The 18,281-nt window shown below is 60.9% G+C and carries 13 protein-coding genes; 6 read left to right on the top strand and 7 right to left on the bottom strand.

Annotated elements, in window-relative coordinates; translation table 11 throughout:
- Nucleotides 1-2,981 (bottom strand): retention module-containing protein (locus BLS60_RS11960; RefSeq protein WP_092368206.1); only part of this gene is annotated, 2,981 nt, incomplete at its 3' end.
- A gap of 311 nt (nucleotides 2,982-3,292) precedes the next feature.
- On the opposite strand from BLS60_RS11960, the gene BLS60_RS11955 reads away from it, so the two are divergent.
- From BLS60_RS11955 to BLS60_RS11945, 3 genes are read left to right on the top strand one after another with little or no spacing between them, the layout of a single operon-like run.
- Entirely contained in the window at nucleotides 3,293-4,639 is a 1,347-nt protein-coding gene (locus BLS60_RS11955) for a TolC family outer membrane protein (protein WP_070883275.1), read from the top strand.
- Between the two features lie 31 nt (nucleotides 4,640-4,670).
- On the top strand, nucleotides 4,671-6,827 hold the full coding sequence (locus tag BLS60_RS11950; RefSeq protein WP_070883274.1) for a type I secretion system permease/ATPase: 2,157 nt from the start codon (nucleotides 4,671-4,673) through the stop codon (nucleotides 6,825-6,827).
- A 58-nt stretch (nucleotides 6,828-6,885) separates the two neighbouring features.
- The gene (locus BLS60_RS11945) at nucleotides 6,886-8,190 is read left to right on the top strand and encodes an HlyD family type I secretion periplasmic adaptor subunit (RefSeq protein WP_092368203.1); all 1,305 of its coding nucleotides are present in this window, start codon (nucleotides 6,886-6,888) and stop codon (nucleotides 8,188-8,190) included.
- Nucleotides 8,191-8,198: 8 nt separating this feature from the next.
- On the opposite strand, the gene BLS60_RS11940 is transcribed toward BLS60_RS11945, so the two are convergent.
- From BLS60_RS11940 to BLS60_RS11930, 3 genes are read right to left on the bottom strand one after another with little or no spacing between them, the layout of a single operon-like run.
- On the bottom strand, nucleotides 8,199-9,302 hold the full coding sequence (locus tag BLS60_RS11940; protein WP_092368200.1) for an enoyl-CoA hydratase/isomerase family protein: 1,104 nt from the start codon (nucleotides 9,300-9,302) through the stop codon (nucleotides 8,199-8,201).
- Between the two features lie 31 nt (nucleotides 9,303-9,333).
- Complete coding sequence (locus BLS60_RS11935; RefSeq protein WP_092368197.1) at nucleotides 9,334-10,152, bottom strand: enoyl-CoA hydratase; 819 nt, start codon at nucleotides 10,150-10,152, stop codon at nucleotides 9,334-9,336.
- 27 nt (nucleotides 10,153-10,179) lie between these two features.
- On the bottom strand, nucleotides 10,180-11,427 hold the full coding sequence (locus BLS60_RS11930; RefSeq protein ID WP_092368194.1) for an ABC transporter substrate-binding protein: 1,248 nt from the start codon (nucleotides 11,425-11,427) through the stop codon (nucleotides 10,180-10,182).
- A 190-nt stretch (nucleotides 11,428-11,617) separates the two neighbouring features.
- Here BLS60_RS11930 and ung point away from each other — a divergent pair, with 190 nt between their 5' ends.
- Entirely contained in the window at nucleotides 11,618-12,316 is a 699-nt protein-coding gene (gene ung, locus BLS60_RS11925; RefSeq protein WP_092368192.1) for a uracil-DNA glycosylase, read from the top strand.
- Here the strand turns inward: ung and BLS60_RS11920 are convergent.
- Nucleotides 12,307-13,167 carry a DUF6279 family lipoprotein gene (locus tag BLS60_RS11920; protein ID WP_070883268.1) on the bottom strand — a complete coding sequence of 287 codons (861 nt, stop codon included), beginning with the start codon at nucleotides 13,165-13,167 and terminating at the stop codon, nucleotides 12,307-12,309. The two genes, ung and BLS60_RS11920, sit on opposite strands and share 10 nt — an antisense overlap.
- Nucleotides 13,168-13,342: 175 nt before the next feature.
- Here BLS60_RS11920 and BLS60_RS11915 point away from each other — a divergent pair, with 175 nt between their 5' ends.
- Together BLS60_RS11915 and BLS60_RS11910 are read left to right on the top strand one after the other, a co-directional pair.
- On the top strand, nucleotides 13,343-13,609 hold the full coding sequence (locus BLS60_RS11915) for a DUF4212 domain-containing protein (protein WP_070883267.1): 267 nt from the start codon (nucleotides 13,343-13,345) through the stop codon (nucleotides 13,607-13,609).
- 10 nt (nucleotides 13,610-13,619) lie between these two features.
- Nucleotides 13,620-15,386: a sodium:solute symporter family protein gene (locus BLS60_RS11910; protein WP_070883266.1), complete on the top strand. Its 1,767-nt coding sequence runs from the start codon at nucleotides 13,620-13,622 to the stop codon at nucleotides 15,384-15,386.
- A 329-nt stretch (nucleotides 15,387-15,715) separates the two neighbouring features.
- On the opposite strand, the gene BLS60_RS11905 is transcribed toward BLS60_RS11910, so the two are convergent.
- Nucleotides 15,716-16,771, bottom strand: a complete 1,056-nt coding sequence (locus BLS60_RS11905) for an AbrB family transcriptional regulator (RefSeq protein ID WP_092368189.1) — start codon at nucleotides 16,769-16,771, stop codon at nucleotides 15,716-15,718.
- Complete coding sequence (locus tag BLS60_RS11900) at nucleotides 16,764-18,278, bottom strand: tripartite tricarboxylate transporter permease (RefSeq protein WP_092368186.1); 1,515 nt, start codon at nucleotides 18,276-18,278, stop codon at nucleotides 16,764-16,766. Before BLS60_RS11900 ends, BLS60_RS11905 begins: the two co-directional genes overlap by 8 nt.
- Nucleotides 18,279-18,281 lie beyond the last annotated feature (3 nt).

Here is an 18,281-nt window from a genome sequence, read left to right as displayed (position 1 = left end):
TACGGACCTTCACCCAGTGCCTGCGGCACGTCAACCGTGTAAGTGCCGCCCGCCAGTACCGGCGTGGTCACTGTGATGACCGTGTTGCCCTGCGTGATGGTCAGCGTGACGACGCTACCTACGGGCGCATCGGTGGTGCCAGTGATGGTCGGCGTTGTGTCATTACTGACCGCCGGAGCATCGACGGTGATCGCCGGCGCGGTGGTGTCGATAGCACCGCTATCAGTGGCCGAACCTGTGTTGCCAGCCGGATCGGTAACCTGAGCGCCCACGGTATACGGACCTTCAGCCAAGGCTTGCGGCACGTCGACGGTGTAAGTGCCGCCCGCCAATACTGGCGTGATCACTGTGATGACTGTGTTGCCCTGCGTGATGGTCAGCGTGACGACGCTACCTACGGGCGCATCGGTGGTACCAGTGATGGTTGGCGTCGTGTCATTGTTGACCGATGGGGCATCGACGGTGATCGCCGGAGGGGTTGTATCGATGGCGCCGCTATCGGTCGCGTTGCCCGTATTTCCGGCCGGGTCAGTAACCTGAGCACCCACGGTATACGGACCTTCAGCCAGAGCCTGCGGCACGTCGACGGTGTAAGTACCTCCCGCCAGTACCGGCGTGTTCACGGTGATGACCGTGTTGCCCTGGGTAATCGTCAGGGTGACAGTGCTGCCCACCGGCGCATCGGTGGTACCAGTGATGGTCGGCGTCGTGTCATTGCTGACGGCTGGAGCAGCGACGGTGATGGCCGGAGCGGTGGTGTCGATGGCGCCGCTATCAGTCGCGTTGCCTGTATTCCCGGCCAGGTCAGTAACCTGAGCACCCACCGAGTAAGCGCCTTCAGCCAGAGCCGCCGGTACATCTGCCGAGTAGGTACCACCCGCCACAACCGTGGCAGTTGTGGTCAGCACGGTCGTGCCCTGAGTAATGGTCAGGGTAACGGTGCTACCTACGGGCGCATCGGTGGTGCCGGTGATGGTCGGGGTGGTGTCATTACTGACTGCCGGAGCATCGACAGTGATCGCTGGAGCCGTGAGATCGATGGCGCCGCTATCAGTCGCGTTGCCCGTATTTCCGGCCGGGTCAGTAACCTGAGCGCCCACGGTATATGGACCTTCAGCCAGAGCCTGCGGCACGTCGACGGTGTAAGTACCTCCCGCCAGTACCGGCGTGCTCACGGTGATGACCGTGTTGCCCTGAGTAATCGTCAGGGTGACAGTGCTGCCCACCGGTGCATCGGTAGTACCAGTGATGGTTGGCGTCGTGTCATTGCTGACCGCTGGGGCATCGACGGTGATCGCCGGCGCGGTGGTGTCGATGGCGCCGCTATCAGTGGCCGAACCTGTGTTGCCAGCCGGATCAGTAACCTGAGCACCCACGGTGTACGGACCTTCCGCCAAGGCCTGCGGCACGTCGACGGTATAAGTACCACCCGCCAGTACCGGCGTGTTCACGGTGATGACCGTGTTGCCCTGGGTAATCGTCAGGGTGACAGTGCTGCCCACCGGTGCATCGGTAGTACCAGTGATGGTTGGCGTCGTGTCATTGCTGACGGCTGGAGCATCGACGGTGATGGCCGGAGCGGTGATGTCGATGGCGCCGCTATCGGTCGCGTTGCCTGTATTCCCGGCCGGGTCAGTAACCTGAGCACCCACGGTATACGGACCTTCAGCCAGTGCTTGCGGTACGTCAACCGTGTAAGTACCACCCGCCAGTACCGGCGTGTTCACGGTGATGACCGTATTGCCCTGAGTAATCGTCAGGGTGACAGTGCTGCCCACCGGCGCATCGGTGGTGCCGGTGATGGTTGGCGTCGTGTCATTGCTGACCGCCGGAGCATCGACGGTGATCGCCGGAGCGGTGATGTCGATGGCGCCGCTATCGGTCGCGTTGCCCGTATTTCCGGCTGGGTCAGTAACCTGAGCGCCCACGGTATACGGACCTTCAGCCAGAGCTTGCGGCACGTCGACGGTGTAAGTGCCGCCCGCCAATACTGGCGTGCTCACGGTGATGACCGTGTTGCCCTGCGTGATGGTCAGCGTGACGACGCTACCTACGGGCGCATCGGTGGTACCAGTGATGGTCGGGGTGGTGTCGTTGCTGACTGCTGGAACATCGACGGTGATGATCGGTGCTGTGACGTCGACCGTATAAGGTCGCTCATCAACAGCCGTACCCACGTTACCAGCTTCATCCACGCTGCTGATCGTCGCAGAGATAGCGCTGGCGGCGCCAAGATTGGCTGCGCTTACCGGAATGCTGAAGCCAAGCACTCCATTGCCGAGGTCTACAACTGAGCCCGTAAAGAGAGTGCCGCCCACATTCAGCGTGATCGAGTCCCCAACTTTTGCTTCGCCGCCAACGGTGCCGGTAACGACTACCGTAGCCGCACCGAGCTCAGCGCTATTAAGCAGGTCGTCACCAGTGATCGGGTCGATGCTGATGGTGACCACAGGCGCTGTGTTGTCAGGGGCGTTCGGAGTAGCGGGCAGAGTAGAGTCGGTGAATAGGGCAGGTTCATTGTCTTCGATAAGATTGAAGCCTGGCGTGCCAGGGCCTGCTGTCTGAAAGCCTATGGTCGGATCGACTCGCTGGGCTGTCTCGGTCAACATCACCGCGCTATGGCCGCCACCCGCACCGCCCGCGCCGCCAGCCGAGCCTGGACCCGCTGCGGTCGGTTCCAGATCGGTAGTCGGGTCGAGGCCCGCCGCAAGCGCCTGTTCGAGTTCGCTGCTACCCGACTGATTCGCGCTGTCGGCGATCTCCTGAGCTTGGGCATTGCCCGCTTGCCAGGAGCTGTTCGCGCCCAAGCTAACGGTCTCGCCATTTGCAAGTTCCAGAGTAACGGAGCCGCCGTTTGCTGTAGTGATCTGCTCACCAGCAAAAATGCGGTCACCCTCGAAGACCTGACGTCGCAATCCGTCCACCGACACGACAAATACCTGGCCAACCAAAGACTTGATGACAGCGGCGAAATCACTCATATGCAGCTCCGTGCGCGCATGCGCGAACTAATCCTGTTAAATGCAGCTATACCGTTATAGCGGATGTTGATGAAAACGGTACGTCATATAATTGGCAGGTATTTAAAGGCGGGTTCATTTGCGTCAGAGTATTGACCCGTTGCCTCTGATCATAAACAATCGCACGCATTGATGTCACTTTGATATTTTTCAGACGTTCGGCACTACGGTGGAGCGCTGAAATCTGGGTGGCAATGATAGGCTGTCGGCTGGTTCCGCAGCGACTTGATACCGACCGACGACGCGTCGTCTTTCATAGGGAATTTTCGACCATGCGTTTCTTTGCTGCTCTTCCTCTGGCCTTCGCAATCTCCGCTTCTGCGTCCGGCCAAACGCTCACTGAGGCAATGCAGAATGCGCTTAATGTGCATCCTGAAATTCAGTCCGGTATCAACGCGCGCCTGGCTGTAGAAGAAGAGATGAAGGCAGCCAAGGCCGGCTACTTGCCGCGGGTCGAGGTTCAGGCCGGGTATGGTCGTGAAGGCACCGATAACAACAGCACGCGTGGTGTCGATGATCGGGGCTATCGCACGCTCAATCGTTCCGAGTCCAGCTTGACCGTGCAGCAGATGTTGTTCGATGGGTTTGCCACGCGAGGGGAGGTCGCTCGTCAGCGCGCGACCGTGAACGCCCGCGCTTATTCCCTGATGGCCAACTCCGAGCGCACCGCGCTGGACGTAGCCCAGGTCTATCTCGAAGTACTGCAACGACAGAGCCTGATGCGGCTGGCGGAAGACAACCTGCGCAGCCACGAACGCATCTACGACCAGATTTCACTGCGCAGCGAGCGTGGGGTAGGGCGCATGGCCGACCTGGATCAGGCCGAGGCGCGTCTCGCGCAAGCTCGTAACAATCTGCTCACTGAACAAACCAACCTCGCTGATGCTCAGGTCACTTTTCTCAGCATCGTCGGCCGTGACGCAACGGATCTGAGTATGCCCGACAGCATGGGTGTGTACCTTCCGGAAAACCTGACCGCCGCTCGTGACGAACTGATGGCCAATAACCCGAATATCAGTTCAGCCGAAGCCGATGTAAGAGCCACCGAGGCGCAGTACCAGACCGCCAAGGCCTCGTTTTACCCGCGTTTCGATGCGGAACTGTCGACCGGCGCCAACCACAACGTCGATGGGGTCGAAGGGCAGAGCAACGAATGGCAGGCGATGGTCCGCATGCGTTACAACTTGTACGCTGGCGGTAGCGACAGCGCCAACGTGCGCTCCAAGGCCTATCTGAGTAACCAGGCCATGGACATTCGCAACAATGCTCTGCGAGTGCTCAACGAAGAAGTCGGTCTGGCCTGGAATGCGCTGCAGAATGCCCGTGCGCAGTTGCCGATCGCTCAGCAATATGTCGACCACAGCTCCCGCGTACGCGACTCCTATCAGAAGCAGTTTGGCCTGGGCGAACGTACCTTGCTCGATTTGCTGGACAGTGAGAACGAGTATTTCACCGCCGCTCGTCGTCTCGAAGAAGTGCGTTTCACCGAGCTGTTTACCCATTACCGCATCAAGGCGACCACCGGTACTCTGCTCAAGAGCCAGGGCATCGCGGCGCCTGTTGCGTCGGTACCGTTGGATGTCATCAAGGCTAATGTGCAACTGCCCAAGTTGAACTAGAGTCAGGTTTTTAGTAAAGGGTAAATGTGCAGTGGCAGTAGAACCTGATCCGTCCCAGCCGCGCAGCGACCCGCGCGATCGTTACGACGACCCCTTGCTGGATAGTCTGCTGTCCCTGTGCAGTCTGCATCAGAAGTCCGTTAGCAGGGCCATGCTCACCGCCGGGCTGCCGCTGCCCAAGCAACGCTTGAATGCCGATTTACTGCCGCGTGCAGCGGCCCGCGCCGGGCTGCAGGGGCGCTGGTTAAGGCGCAGCCTGGACAAAATCCCCGAGCTTGCACTGCCCGCACTGTTGCTATTGCGCGACGGCCGTAGCGCCTTGCTGCTCGGCTGGGAAGCCGAGGGGCAGGCGCGGATCATGCCCAGCGAGACCGAGGGCGGCGAAGTTCGCGTCAGCGCTGAAGCCTTGGCCGAGGATTACAGTGGGCGAGTATTCTTCGCTCAACCTCAGCACAAATTCGATTTTTCTCGCGGTGAGCTGGTTCCTCAGGCCAGGACCTGGTTCCGCGACACCCTCAAGCGTTCGCGCTGGCTGTACGTCGATGCCGTAGCCGCCAGTCTGCTGATCAACCTGATCGGCATGGTTACGCCCTTGTTCGTGATGAACGTCTACGACCGTGTTGTACCCAACCAGGCCGAAGCGACCTTGTGGGTGCTGGCAATCGGTATCTGTGGGGTGTTCTTTTTCGATCTGCTGCTCAAGACGCTGCGTGGGCTGTGCCTGGATCTTGCTGGCAAAAAGACCGACATGATTATTTCCGCCACGCTGTTCGAGCGCATTGTCGGTATGGCGATGAAGCATCGACCGGCGCGAGTCGGCAGCTTTGCGCAGAACATTCATGAGTTTCAGAGCCTGCGCGATTTCCTGGCGTCGCTGACGCTGGCGAGTGTCATCGACCTGCCGTTCACCGTGCTGATTCTTGCCGTAATCGCGTACCTGGGCGGGCATCTGGTGTGGATTCCCATCGTCGCGTTTCCGCTGGTGGCATTGATCGGCTGGGCCTTGCAGAGGCCTTTGGCAAAAACCATGGAGCGCAGCATGGCGCTGGCTGCCGAGCGCCAATCCGGGCTGATCGAAAGCCTGGCTGGCCTCGATGCAATCAAGGTCAACAACGCCGAAAGCGAACGCCAATACATGTGGGAGCAGACCATCGGCACCCTGGGCCGCTTCGAGCTGAAGGCGCGCATGCTGTCGAGCCTGGCGATGAACTCGACGCTGTTGCTGCAGCAACTGGCGGGCGTGGTAATCATCGTCCTTGGCGTGTACCAGATCATCGCCGGCAACCTGAGCATGGGCGGCCTGATCGCCTGTTACATGCTCAGTTCACGTGCTCTCGGCCCATTGGCACAGATTTCCGGGCTGCTGATCCGTTACCAGCAGGCCCGCGTTACCCTGGATTCCGTCAACCACATGATGGAATTGCCTCAGGAACGCCAGGCAGACGAGCGCCCGTTGAAGCGCCAGACCTTGCAGGGCGGCGTCGAATTCCGTCAGCTGGATTTTCATTACCCAGATCAACAGCAGGCCGCCCTGCAGAACATCAATCTGATGATTCGCCCTGGCGAGAAGGTCGGCATCATCGGCCGCAGCGGCTCGGGCAAGAGCTCTCTTGCCAAGCTGATCGTGGGGCTTTATCAGGCCGATGCGGGCAGCTTGCTGGTTGACGGCATCGATGTACGGCAGCTCGACGTCAGCGACGTGCGCTACAACATTGGCTACGTGCCTCAGGATATCCAGCTGTTTTCCGGCACGCTGCGCGACAACCTGGTGTCCGGCGCGCGCTACGTCGAGGACGAACTGGTACTGCAGGCGGCCGAGTTGGCCGGCGTACATGAATTCGCGCGGCTCCATCCCAATGGCTACGAGCTGCAAGTTGGCGAGCGTGGACAGAACCTTTCCGGCGGCCAACGCCAGAACGTCGCCCTGGCTCGCGCGCTGTTGCTCGATCCACCGATTCTGTTGCTCGATGAGCCGACCAGCGCCATGGACAACACCGGCGAAGAGCGCCTCAAGCAGCGCCTCGCCGCGATCAGCAAGAACAAAACCTTGCTGCTTGTCACTCACCGCGCCTCGATGCTTACCCTGGTTGAGCGTCTGATCATCGTCGACCGCGGCCGCATCATTGCCGATGGGCCGAAAGAGAGCGTCATGGAGGCGTTGAAGAAGGGGCAAATCAGTGTCAGCTAACAACCCCTTTACGCGCTTCTTCCGTGCCGCTGCCTCTTACTTCGGTCCTCGAGACGAGGTGGGTGACGAACCGCTTCCTGAAGTTCGCAAGGCACTCATCGAGGACGCGCCACGGGTCATGCGCCTCACGCTCTGGGGCGTGATCGCTTTCGTGGTGTTTTGCCTGCTGTGGGCCAACTTTGCCGAGGTCGATGAAGTGACCCGTGGCGATGGCAAGGCCATTCCCTCGTCGCGGGTGCAGAAGATCCAGAACCTCGAGGGCGGCATCGTTTCCGAACTGTTCGTCCGTGAGGGGCAGATTGTCGAGGCCGGTGCGCCTCTGTTGCGCCTCGACGACACGCGCTTCGCCTCGAATGTTGGCGAGACTGAAGCTGATCGCTTGTCGCTTTCCATGCGCGTCGAGCGTTTGAGCGCCGAGGTCGAGGGCCGCGAACTGGCCATCCCGGATGACATTGCTGCTAAGGCGCCAGGCCTCGCGCAGAGCGAGCGACAACTGTTCGCCAGCCGCCAGCAACAGCTCAAGGATGAAGTGGCAGGGCTGCAGGAGCAATTGACTCAGCGCCGCCAGGAAGTGCGCGAGTTCGCCTCCAAGCAGGGCCAGTATCGCAACAGCCTGGAACTGCTGCGTCAGGAAATTCGCATGTCCGAGCCGTTGGTGGCCGAAGGTGCGGTATCGCCGGTGGAAGTGCTGCGGCTCAAACGTGCTGAAGTGGAAAGCCGCGGCCAGCTCGAGGCGACCGGCCTGGCAATTCCCCGCGCAGAGGCGGCGATCAAGGAAGTCGAGCGCAAGATCGACGAAACCCGTGGTCGGTTCCGCAGCGAAGCGTTAACGCAATTGAATGAGGTGCGCACCGACCTGAGCAAGATCGAGTCGACTGGCAGAGCGCTCGAGGATCGGGTCAACCGCACGCTAGTTACCTCGCCTGTGCGAGGCATCGTCAAGCAACTGCTGGTCAACACCATTGGCGGGGTGATTCAGCCGGGCAGCGATATGGTCGAGATTGTACCGATCGACGAAACCCTGCTGGTGGAAGCGCGCATCCGTCCACAGGACATCGCTTTTCTGCATCCTGGGCAGGAGGCAGTGGTCAAGTTCACCGCTTATGACTACACCATCTACGGCGGCATGAAGGCCACACTGGAACAGATCGGCGCCGACACAGTGACCGACGAGGAAGGCAACAGCTTTTACCTGATCAAACTGCGTACCGAGAAAAGCCACCTTGGTACGGAAGAGCGCCCGCTGCTGATCATTCCCGGCATGGTGACCTCGGTGGACATCATCACCGGCAAGAAGAGCGTACTCAGCTATCTGCTCAAGCCGATCATCCGCGCTCGCTCCGAGGCGTTACGCGAGCGCTGATAGGCGGCCTAGCCGAGTCGCGCCAGCGGATGCTCACCCGCAGGTTGAGCAAAATGCGCATCGACGATGTGCGCACGCACTGCGGCGACGTCCGGCCAGTGCCAGCGCGGCGCGTGGTCCTTGTCGATCAGCCGGGCCCTTACGCCTTCGGCGAACTCTGGGTGGCGGCAGCACGTCAGGCTCATGCCGTATTCCATCTGGAATACCTGCGCCAGAGACAGATGCCGTGCCCGGCGGATTTGCTCCCACACCAGATGTCCGGTCAATGGGCAACCGCCCAGCATGGTCTTCGCAGCTTTTGCCAACAGCGCATCGTCATCGTTTTGCAGCGCTGCCAGGGCGTTCCAGCTGAGCGGCAGGCTGGCTTGGTCGAGCAGCGCATCGATACGTTTGCGACGTGGTAACCACTGAGCCGGCGGCAGCTCGCCGGAGGCCTGATGTGCCAGCGCCTTGAGCAGGCTGTGCAGCTGCAAATCTGCCTGGTCACGCCAATTCAGCTGAATCAGCCCATCGATCAGTGCGTCCTGTTGAGTGTCGAGCAGGAAGCGGTCGGCCAGATCGAGGTCCAGGGCATCAGTGGCATTCATCGGGCTCGCCGTGAGGCCGAAGAACAGCCCCAGTTTGCCGGGCAGGCGAGACAGGAAGTGGCTGCCGCCAACATCCGGGAACAGGCCGATGCTGATTTCCGGCATGGCCAGGCGGCTGCTGGTGGTGACGATTCGAATGCCCGCGCCTTGCAGCAGCCCCATTCCTCCGCCCAGTACATGACCATGAGCCCAGCAGATCAGCGGTTTTGGGAACGTGTGCAAATAGTGGTCTAGCCGATACTCGTGGGCGAAGAAACGCTGCGCCAACTCCGGCGTTTCGCCTGGGTTCTCCAGACAGCGCTTAGCCAATTGCACGACATCGCCGCCTGCACAAAATGCCTTGCTGCCGTTGCCTCGCAGCAGAACGCAGGCGACACGCGGGTCATCGGCCCAGGCCTGCAGGCGATCCTGCAGCGCATCGATCATTGGCAGCGACAACGCGTTGAGGCTGCCGGGTGCGTCCAGGCTGGCGATACCGATCAGGTAGCCGTGCAGGCTGGGCCTTTCCTCAAAAATCACATTCATGGTCGGTTCCAAAAGCTATTGCCGGTAAAGGTCAGGTATTACGCCAGTGTGCCGGGCGTTTCTCCAAAAAGGCATTGACCCCTTCACGAGTGTCGGCGGCATCGAACAGGTCGACGAAACGCTCGCGCTCGGCAGGTAACCAGGTCGTCGGAGCACGTTCCCGGGCGCCCTGAATGAGCGGTTTTATCGCGCGCACTGCTACCGGACTCTGGCTGGCCACCTTGGAGGCCAGTAACAGAGCGTGGCCGCGCGCCTCGCCTTCATCAACCACTTGTTCGACCAGGCCAATGCGCAGCGCGGTATCGGCATCGACCCGTTCACCGCAGAGGATCATGCGTTTGGCCCAGCCTTCGCCCACCAGCCAGGGTAGGTTCTGGGTGCCGCCGGCGCAGGGCAGCAGGCCGACACTGGCTTCCGGCAGTGCCATCAGCGCCTGGCGTTCGGCGATACGAATGTCGCAGGCCATGGCGCATTCCAGGCCGCCGCCCATGGCATACCCATTGATCGCAGCAATCGATACACCGCGAAAATCGCGCAGCCGTTCAAAAGCCTCACCGAAGCGGCTGGCCATTTCGCGGGCGCGGGCCTTGTCGCCGTCGGCAAACAGCTTCAGGTCGGCGCCGGCAGAAAAGAACTTGCGGCCCTGGCCGGTGATCACCAGCGCGTAAATGTCGTCATCCCGGTTGAGATGCTCGATCAGATGCCTGAGGCCGATCAGCGATTCACGGTCCCAGGTATTGGCCGGTGGGTTGTTGATGGTCAGCAGCGCCGTGTGCCCGTGTTTTTCCACGGTGAGCTTGTGGGTCAGGTCGAAGATTCCGGGTTTGTAAGGTTCGATTGCCGTACTCATGGGGCGTCCTCTTCTAAGGCGTTGCACTTACTGTAGCGCCAATGGTTGCCCCGCGTTACGCCGCTCGGCCTGCCAAGTGGCGAGGTCGGGCAGGCCGTTGCCGCCATCCAGGCGCTCGACGATTTCGAAGTAATCCTGTTTGAGCGGGTCCTTGAGGACTTCAGCGCGGGGTTTCACCTTCACGGCGTAAACCGTCTGCACGTTTTGATGATCGAAACTGCGCCACTGCTGGCGGTCCTTGAGCAGGGTGTAGCTGTGACCTTCCAGTGCCTTGATCAACGCCTCGCTGTCCAGGCTACCGGCGCGCTTGGCCGCATCGGCCCATTGTTGGACGATGCTATAGGCGGACGCCGCAGAGCTGGACGGGTACATGGCGTAGCGTTCGCTGTAGGCTTTGACGAAGGCCTTGCCGAGCGCCGAGTTTTCCAGCTCCGGAACGCGCCATGTCCACGGCTCGGTGCCGACCACACCTTCCATCAAGCCAGGCCCGGCCTGCTCGACGATGCTCTGGGTGAGGTTGGGGGCAACGATCTGCATGCGCTCCGTGAGGCCAAGATCCTTGGCGATGCGCATGGCTCTGACCAGATCTTCTCCAAACAGTACCAATGCCAGAACCTGAGCGTCGCTCGCGGCTGCCTGGGTCAGAGCTGTCTGATAGCCGGCCAGGCTGGCACCGGGAAACGGAATCTTGAGGCTTGGGTGCAAGGCCGTATCCTGGGTGTTGGTGGTTTGCCGCAACGAGCTTTCGGTCGTGTGGCCCCAGGTGTAATCGGAGGTGATGTAGAAGTAGCGTTTATTCGGCAGTTGCTTGTTCAGGTACTGGCCTAGCACCTGAGCGCTCATCCAAGCGTTGTTGCACTCGCGAAACATGAAGCGATGGCCGTCTTTGCCGGTGGTGTCGTTGGAGTAGGTGAGCGTACCGAAATACAACAGCCTATGCTCCGCCGCGCGCTTGCTGGCAGCAATGGCGACCGCGCTGGAAGCGCCACCGAAGAGCATCGAGACGCCCTCTTTGGCCAGTTTGTCGACGTTGCGCTCAGCCTTTTTCGGCCGCGATGCGTCGTCCAGGCTGGAGAGCCGCAGGCTGCGGCCCAGCACGCCACCTTGTGCGTTCAACTCATCGATAGCCAGCAAGGCGCCGCGCATTTGCGAGAGGCCTTCCTCCTTGTAACTGCCGGTGCGCGGGTAGCTGAGGCCCAGAGTAATCGGGTCGGCAGCGTGGGTGAAGGCATTGAATCCGGCGCACAGGGCCAGAAAGGCGAGCAGTCGTCTCATGGTGTGTTCCTTGTTTTTATTATGATGTTGGCCCCTACGTTTTACGCTTTTCTTCGCCCGGTGGGTAAGTCGCTTTTGACAAAAGTGACGGTTGCTAGTCATTTATGCGGGCGTTGCCAGGACCGTCTGCCTTGACTTGGCTTGTGTGCTTCTCTAGCGTGCCGATTCATTTGGTTAGCCGGGAGCAGGCATGTCCGCCGCAGATAAGGTCAAGCTGGAAGCCGGCTGGAAGCAGGCGCTTCATGAGGAGTTCGATAGGCCCTACATGACGGCGCTGGGGGATTTCCTGCGTCAGGAGAAGGCCGCCGGCAAGGAGATATATCCGCCTGGACCGCTGATCTTCAATGCACTGAATTCGACGCCGCTGGATCAGGTCAAGGTCGTCATCATCGGCCAAGACCCTTATCACGGCCCTGGCCAGGCGCATGGTTTGTGCTTCTCGGTACAGCCGGGTGTGGCGACGCCGCCGTCGCTGGTGAATATCTATAAAGAGCTCAAGCGCGACCTGAACATCGACATCCCCAACCACGGTTATCTGCAGTCGTGGGCCGAGCAGGGCGTATTGTTGCTCAACACATCGCTGACCGTGGAGCGGGGCAACGCCGGCTCCCACGCTGCGAAGGGCTGGCAGCCATTTACCGACCGCATCATCTCGGTGGTCAGTGAGCAGCGTCCGCGATTGATCTTTCTGCTATGGGGGGCCCACGCGCAGAGCAAAGAGCGGTTGATCGATACCAGCAAACACCTGGTGCTCCGCTCGCCGCACCCATCGCCGCTGTCCGCGCACCGGGGCTTCATCGGCAACGGGCATTTCAGCCGTACTAATAAATTTCTCGAGCAGCACGGCCTCGCGCCTGTTGACTGGAGACTGCCGCCGGCTCAAGCCTGATCGGAACAGATCTGCCCAGCCAGATCGGTTTGTAGCGAGGCCAGGCGCTCGCTCGCCTGCATGCGCTGCTTGTCATCGGCCGTCGCCAGAAGATCGCTGAGCAGCCCAGCCATGGCCTGGCGGGATTCGCGGTAGGCCTGCTCGGCCTCATCATCAGGGGTGCCTCGGCGGCTTTCCAGTACCCGGCTCATGCGCTCCGGGAAGTCGACTTCGCCGCGTGCGTCTAGTGCCGCGCGGAACTCGGCTTGCCAACGGGCGCGGTTCTCCAACCATTGGTGGTTTTGCTCACGGCGCTCGCTGGCCCATTCACCAACCCGCTTGCGTTGCGCGTCGTTCAGCGACCCGAACCAGGGACGCAAGCGTTTTTCCAGGCGCTCGGCGCGCTCTTTGATCTGCGTTGCCACAGGCGGCTCGAGAAACTCCTTTTGGTCTTCCAGGTTGTCCTTGTCCATGCGCGCGTACAGGCGTTCGACCTGCTCGGCGCGCAGACCGCCCAGTAGAGCAACGGTAGTGGTGTTGGTCTGCTGCACCACGGCGTGAAATGCCTGTTCCGCTTCGAGCATGTGCGCCTCGAGCAGCCCGGCATCCGGGTGCGGTTGCTGCAGGAGTTCCTGGGCACGTTGCAGCCAGGCGACGTAGCGCGGCAGCTCGGTGCTGCAATGCCAGCCAAGATGAGCCTGCACCTGCGGCTTGAGCCAGGCTTTCTGCTGCGAATCGAGGTCCAGGTACTGGTTGACCCGCCAAGGGATTATCCAGTCGAGGTTGCGATAAGCCAGGCTCGTCTGGTTGCAGGCAGCGATGAACACGCCGACACACAGCAGTAAAACCGCGCTTTTAAGATGACCTAACATTGAACGCCTCCTCGCGATCACTCAGGTAACGAGGTTACGCCTGCAATAACGCGATAGGCGCCCCTGACATATCTGCTAAACGAAGCGTTTTACGACCAAAGTCTTACCTGCAGAAAATCTGAGAGCTGCTAGTTTCATAGTGCCATAACAACAATAACAACCTTTGGAGGACCCTATGGCCCTGTCCAAGCAAGAGGCCGCCACGGCCTATTGGAAAGAAAATCTGCGGCTGATGCTCTGGCTGCTGGTGATCTGGTTCGTCGTGTCGTTCGGCTTCGGCGTGCTCTTCGTCGATCAGTTGAACACCATCAATGCGTTCGGCTTCCCCCTGGGATTCTGGTTCGCTCAGCAAGGCTCCATCTACGTGTTTGTGCTCGAGATCTTCTTCTATGTCTGGAAGATGAATCGCCTCGATCGCAAGTACAACGTGCACGAAGAATGAGGCCGCAAGCATGAGCACACAGTTCCTGATCTATCTGTTTGTCGGCGCGACCTTCGCGCTCTATATCGGCATCGCCATCTGGACCCGAGCGGGCTCCACCAGTGAGTACTACGTCGCCAGCAAGGGCGTGCATCCGGTACTCAACGGCATGGCCACCGGCGCGGACTGGATGTCTGCCGCCTCGTTCATCTCGATGGCTGGGATTATCGCCTTTGCCGGTTATGACGGCTCCGTGTACCTGATGGGCTGGACGGGCGGCTACGTGCTGTTGGCCATGTGCCTGGCACCGTACCTGCGCAAGTTCGGCAAATTCACCGTTCCGGAGTTCATCGGCACGCGCTACTACTCACAAACCGCACGCATGGTGGCGGTGGTGTGCGTGATCTTCATCTCGTTCACCTATGTTGCCGGGCAAATGCGCGGCGTGGGTATCGTGTTCTCGCGCTACCTGGAAGTGAACATCGAGACCGGCGTGGTCATCGGCATGGCCATCGTGTTCTTCTATTCCGTGCTGGGCGGCATGAAGGGCATCACCTACACCCAGGTGGCGCAGTACTGCGTGATGATCTTCGCCTACATGGTGCCTGCCATCTTCATTTCGATGATGATTACCGGCAACCCGATCCCGCAACTGGGCTTCGGCAGCGAGGTGACTGGTACAGGCCAGACCGTTCTCGAGCGTCTCAATGGTCTTGGTGCCGAACTGGGCTTCACGCCTTACACCGATGGCAGCAAGTCCACCACGGACGTGTTCTTCATCACCATGGCGTTGATGGTCGGTACCGCCGGTCTGCCGCACGTTATCGTTCGCTTCTTCACCACCCCGACCGTGAAGGACGCGCGTAAATCGGCCGGCTACGCCCTGCTGTTCATCGCCATTCTGTACACTACTGCGCCAGCGGTTGCGGCGTTTGCCCGTACCAACCTGCTGACCAGCGTGCCCAATACCAGCTATGAGGAAGTGCCTGCCTGGTTCAAAACCTGGGAAAACTCCGGTCTTATCGGTTGGTTGGACAAGAACAACGATGGCGTTATTCAGTATGGCCCGGGTGCGGCATTTGCCGGCAAGCCGACCTTCGGCGCAGAACGCGGCGACGTAGGCCAGCGCATGCTCACCAACGAGCCGACTGCAGCGGCCAACGAGCTGTACGTCGATAACGACATCATGGTACTGGCCAACCCGGAAATTGCCGGTCTGCCGGGCTGGGTGATCGCGCTGATTGCGGCCGGTGGTCTGGCGGCGGCATTGTCTACCGCTGCCGGCTTGCTGCTGGTGATTTCCACGTCGATCTCCCATGACCTGCTCAAGAGCAATCTGATGCCTGGCATCAGCGAGAAGAAAGAGCTGCTTGCTGCGCGGGTTGCGGCGGGTGTCGCGGTGGTGATTGCCGGCTTGTTCGGTATCTATCCGCCGGGTTTCGTGGCCCAGGTGGTGGCCTTCGCCTTCGGCCTTGCGGCAGCGTCGTTCTTCCCGGCTATCGTGATGGGGATTTTCTACAAGCGCATGAACAAAGAGGGCGCTATCGCCGGGATGGTGGTCGGTCTGGCCTTCACCTTCGGCTATATCGTGTACTTCAAGTTCATCAACCCGACGGCAACTGCCGCTGACTGGTGGTTCGGTATTTCGCCGGAAGGTATCGGTACCCTGGGGATGATCTTCAACTTCGTCATCGCCTTCTTGGTTTCGCGCATGACTGCACCACCGCCGGAGCACATCCAGCACCTGGTGGAGGACATTCGCGTACCACGCGGTGCGGGGGCTGCGATCGACCACTAAGGCGTTAGCCGCGAGAAAAAACGCCGGATATTTCCGGCGTTTTTTTATGCCTGTCTAATGCACGCCTAAGAGTCGATGGCCGTGAATTATCGTTGGGCCTACTGGGACGTTGCCGTTACAGGTGTAGCGAGGCGTAGGTTGGTATCTCGACGAGGCGCCTGGTAAAAGCAAGCAACGCAGTTCCTGTCTTCGAGTAGCCGCCACATCAGATGCGCATCACCACAACCCGGGCCAGCGATTGGCTTGCGACAGATAAGGGAACCCAGCTACCCGCAACCGTTATGCGCTGTGCGGTGAGCCAGGTAAAGACGCATTGTTCCTTTCGGTATTCAGGGCAGCGGTGACCGCCGCATCCACAGGCGGTAGAGTGGCTCGGCCAGAAACATCACCATGAACAGGCGAAAGGCCTGCAATGCCGTGACCAGGGCGACCGATAAGTGCAGCGCTTCGGCGGTCAGGCACAGCTCGGTGATGCCGCCCGGCATCATGCCAAGCATCAGCGACACCGCCTCGATACCCGCCAGCCAGCCCAGCGCTGTGCCGAGCAGGGCGGTAGCGACCATGGCCAGCAGGGTGAACATCACCACACGAGCCAAAAATGCGGGAGCGCTGCGAAAGAATGTGCGATCGAAATGGCAACCCAGCGCGCAGCCGATCAACCACTGGCCCAACTGGCCAAGCCAGCCCGGCGTGCCGATATGCAGGTCGAAGGTTACGCTGGCTGCAGCACACAGCGTTAGCGGGCCGAGCATCCAGGGATTGGGTTGGCCGAGACGGCGCCAGACCAGAGCAAGCAATCCACCAGCAGGCAGCAGGATCAGCAGCCAGGCCCAGTCGACGTCTACGGCTGGCGGTGGCTCCATGGCCGGGAGGCCCCAGGTGAACAGCGCTGGAATCAGCAAAATCACCATCAGCAGGCGCGTGCTGTGAGCTGCTGCGATACGCGCAGGCTGCGCGCCATGGCGCAGCGACAGGTTGACCATCTCACTGGCGCCACCCGGCATGCTGGCGAAAAAAGCAGTCGCACGGTCTACACCGGAAAGACGCAAACCGATGATGCCGATAACGCTCAGGGCAAGGGTTACGAAAACCCCGATCGCGATGATCGCCAGGTTGCCGAGTACTTGCTCAAGCACCTCGCCAGTGAAATGCAGGCCGATGCCTGCAGCCACCAGCCATTGACCAACTTGCCTGCCGCCTGGCATTTCCCGGCTGAGTACGCCGCTGCAGCGCAGGGCGATCACCGCCAGCAGCGAACCGATCACCCATGGCAAAGGCCAGCCTATAAGGCTGGCCAGGTAACCACCGAGTGCGCCAACCAGTGGCGTGGGCCACCAGTTGCGCAGGTGCTTCGGGTTGTCGCGGGGCTCGACGCTATCAGGCATTCGCCGCTTCGGCCTTGCGCTGACTACGCTTGCGCCACGCACGGTAAAACGGCAGGGCAATCATAGCCACGATCAGTGTCCATACGCCCCAGGTGATCGGGCTGGCGAACAGGATGCCCAGCTCGCCGTTGGAGATCGACAGGGCGCGGCGCAGGTTCTGCTCCATCAGGCCGCCGAGGATGAACCCGAGCAGAATCGCCGAAAGCGGGAAGTCCATCTTGCGCAGGATGTAGCCAGCCACCCCGATACCGATCATCAGGAACAGGTCGAACGCGGTGGCGTGCACGGCGTAGACGCCGATCGAGGTGATGATGGCGATGGCCGGCACCAGTGCCCAATACGGCACGGCGAGGATCTTGGTGAAGATCTTGATCATCGGCACGTTCATCACGATCAGCATGATGTTGGCGACGAACAGCGAGGCGATCAGGCCCCAGACGATGTCCGGCTGGTCGCGAAACAGCAGCGGGCCGGGGGTGATGTTGTACAGCGTCAGCGCGCCGAGCATCACCGCGGTGGTGCCGGAGCCCGGAACGCCGAGGGTCAGCATCGGCACCATCGAGCCACAAGCCGACGCACTGTTGGCGGTTTCCGGCGCGGCCAGGCCACGCAGGTCACCTTCACCGAACTTGTTGTCCTTGGTGGCCAGGCGTTTTTCGCTCATGTACGCCACGGCACTGGCCAGGGTCGCACCGGCGCCCGGCAGAATGCCGAGGAAGAAACCGACCGCGCCGCTGCGCAGGTTGGTGCCCAGTACCGACAGGCCTTCCTTGAGGTTGAACAGCATGCGGCCCTTGGCTTCGATGGCCTTCTGGCCATGGTGGGTACGCTCGAGCAGCACCAGAATCTCACTGACCGAGAACAGGCCCAGCACCAGCACCACGAACTGAATGCCGTCGGCCAACCCCAGGCTGCCGAAGGTGAAACGGTACACGCCACTGTTGGAGTCGATACCGACACAGGACAGGAACAAGCCGATACAGGCGGCAATCGCGGTCTTCATCGGTTTGTTGCCGGCCATGCCCGCCAGGCAGACGATGGCGAACACCATCAGCACGAAATACTCGGCCGGGCCAAACGCCACGGCCCACTTGGCGAGCAGCGGGGCAAAGATCACCACGCCGCAGGTGGCCATCAGGCCGCCGACGAAGGAGCTCCAGGCGGAGATCGACAGGGCCACACCGGCCTTGCCCTGACGCGCCAGCGGGTAGCCGTCGAGGGTGGTCATCACGGCCGAGGCTTCGCCCGGGATGTTCAGCAGAATGGAAGAGATACGCCCGCCGTATTCGCAGCCCAGGTACACGGCTGCGAGCAGGATCAGCGCGGTTTCCGGCGGCAGGCCGAGGGCGAAGGCGATCGGGATCAGCAGCGCCACGCCGTTGATCGGGCCCAGGCCCGGCAGCAGACCGACGACCGTGCCGATCAGGGTGCCGCACAGCGCGGTGAACAGGTTGTAGGGGCTCAGGGCAACGCCGAAGCCTTGACCCAGGTAGCTAAAAGTATCCACGGA

The sequence above is a fragment of the Phytopseudomonas seleniipraecipitans genome, from assembly GCF_900102335.1.
Classification (GTDB): domain Bacteria; phylum Pseudomonadota; class Gammaproteobacteria; order Pseudomonadales; family Pseudomonadaceae; genus Aquipseudomonas; species Aquipseudomonas seleniipraecipitans.
The sequence above is the reverse complement of the archived record's forward strand: the minus strand, read 5'-3'. Positions and strand labels throughout refer to the sequence as shown.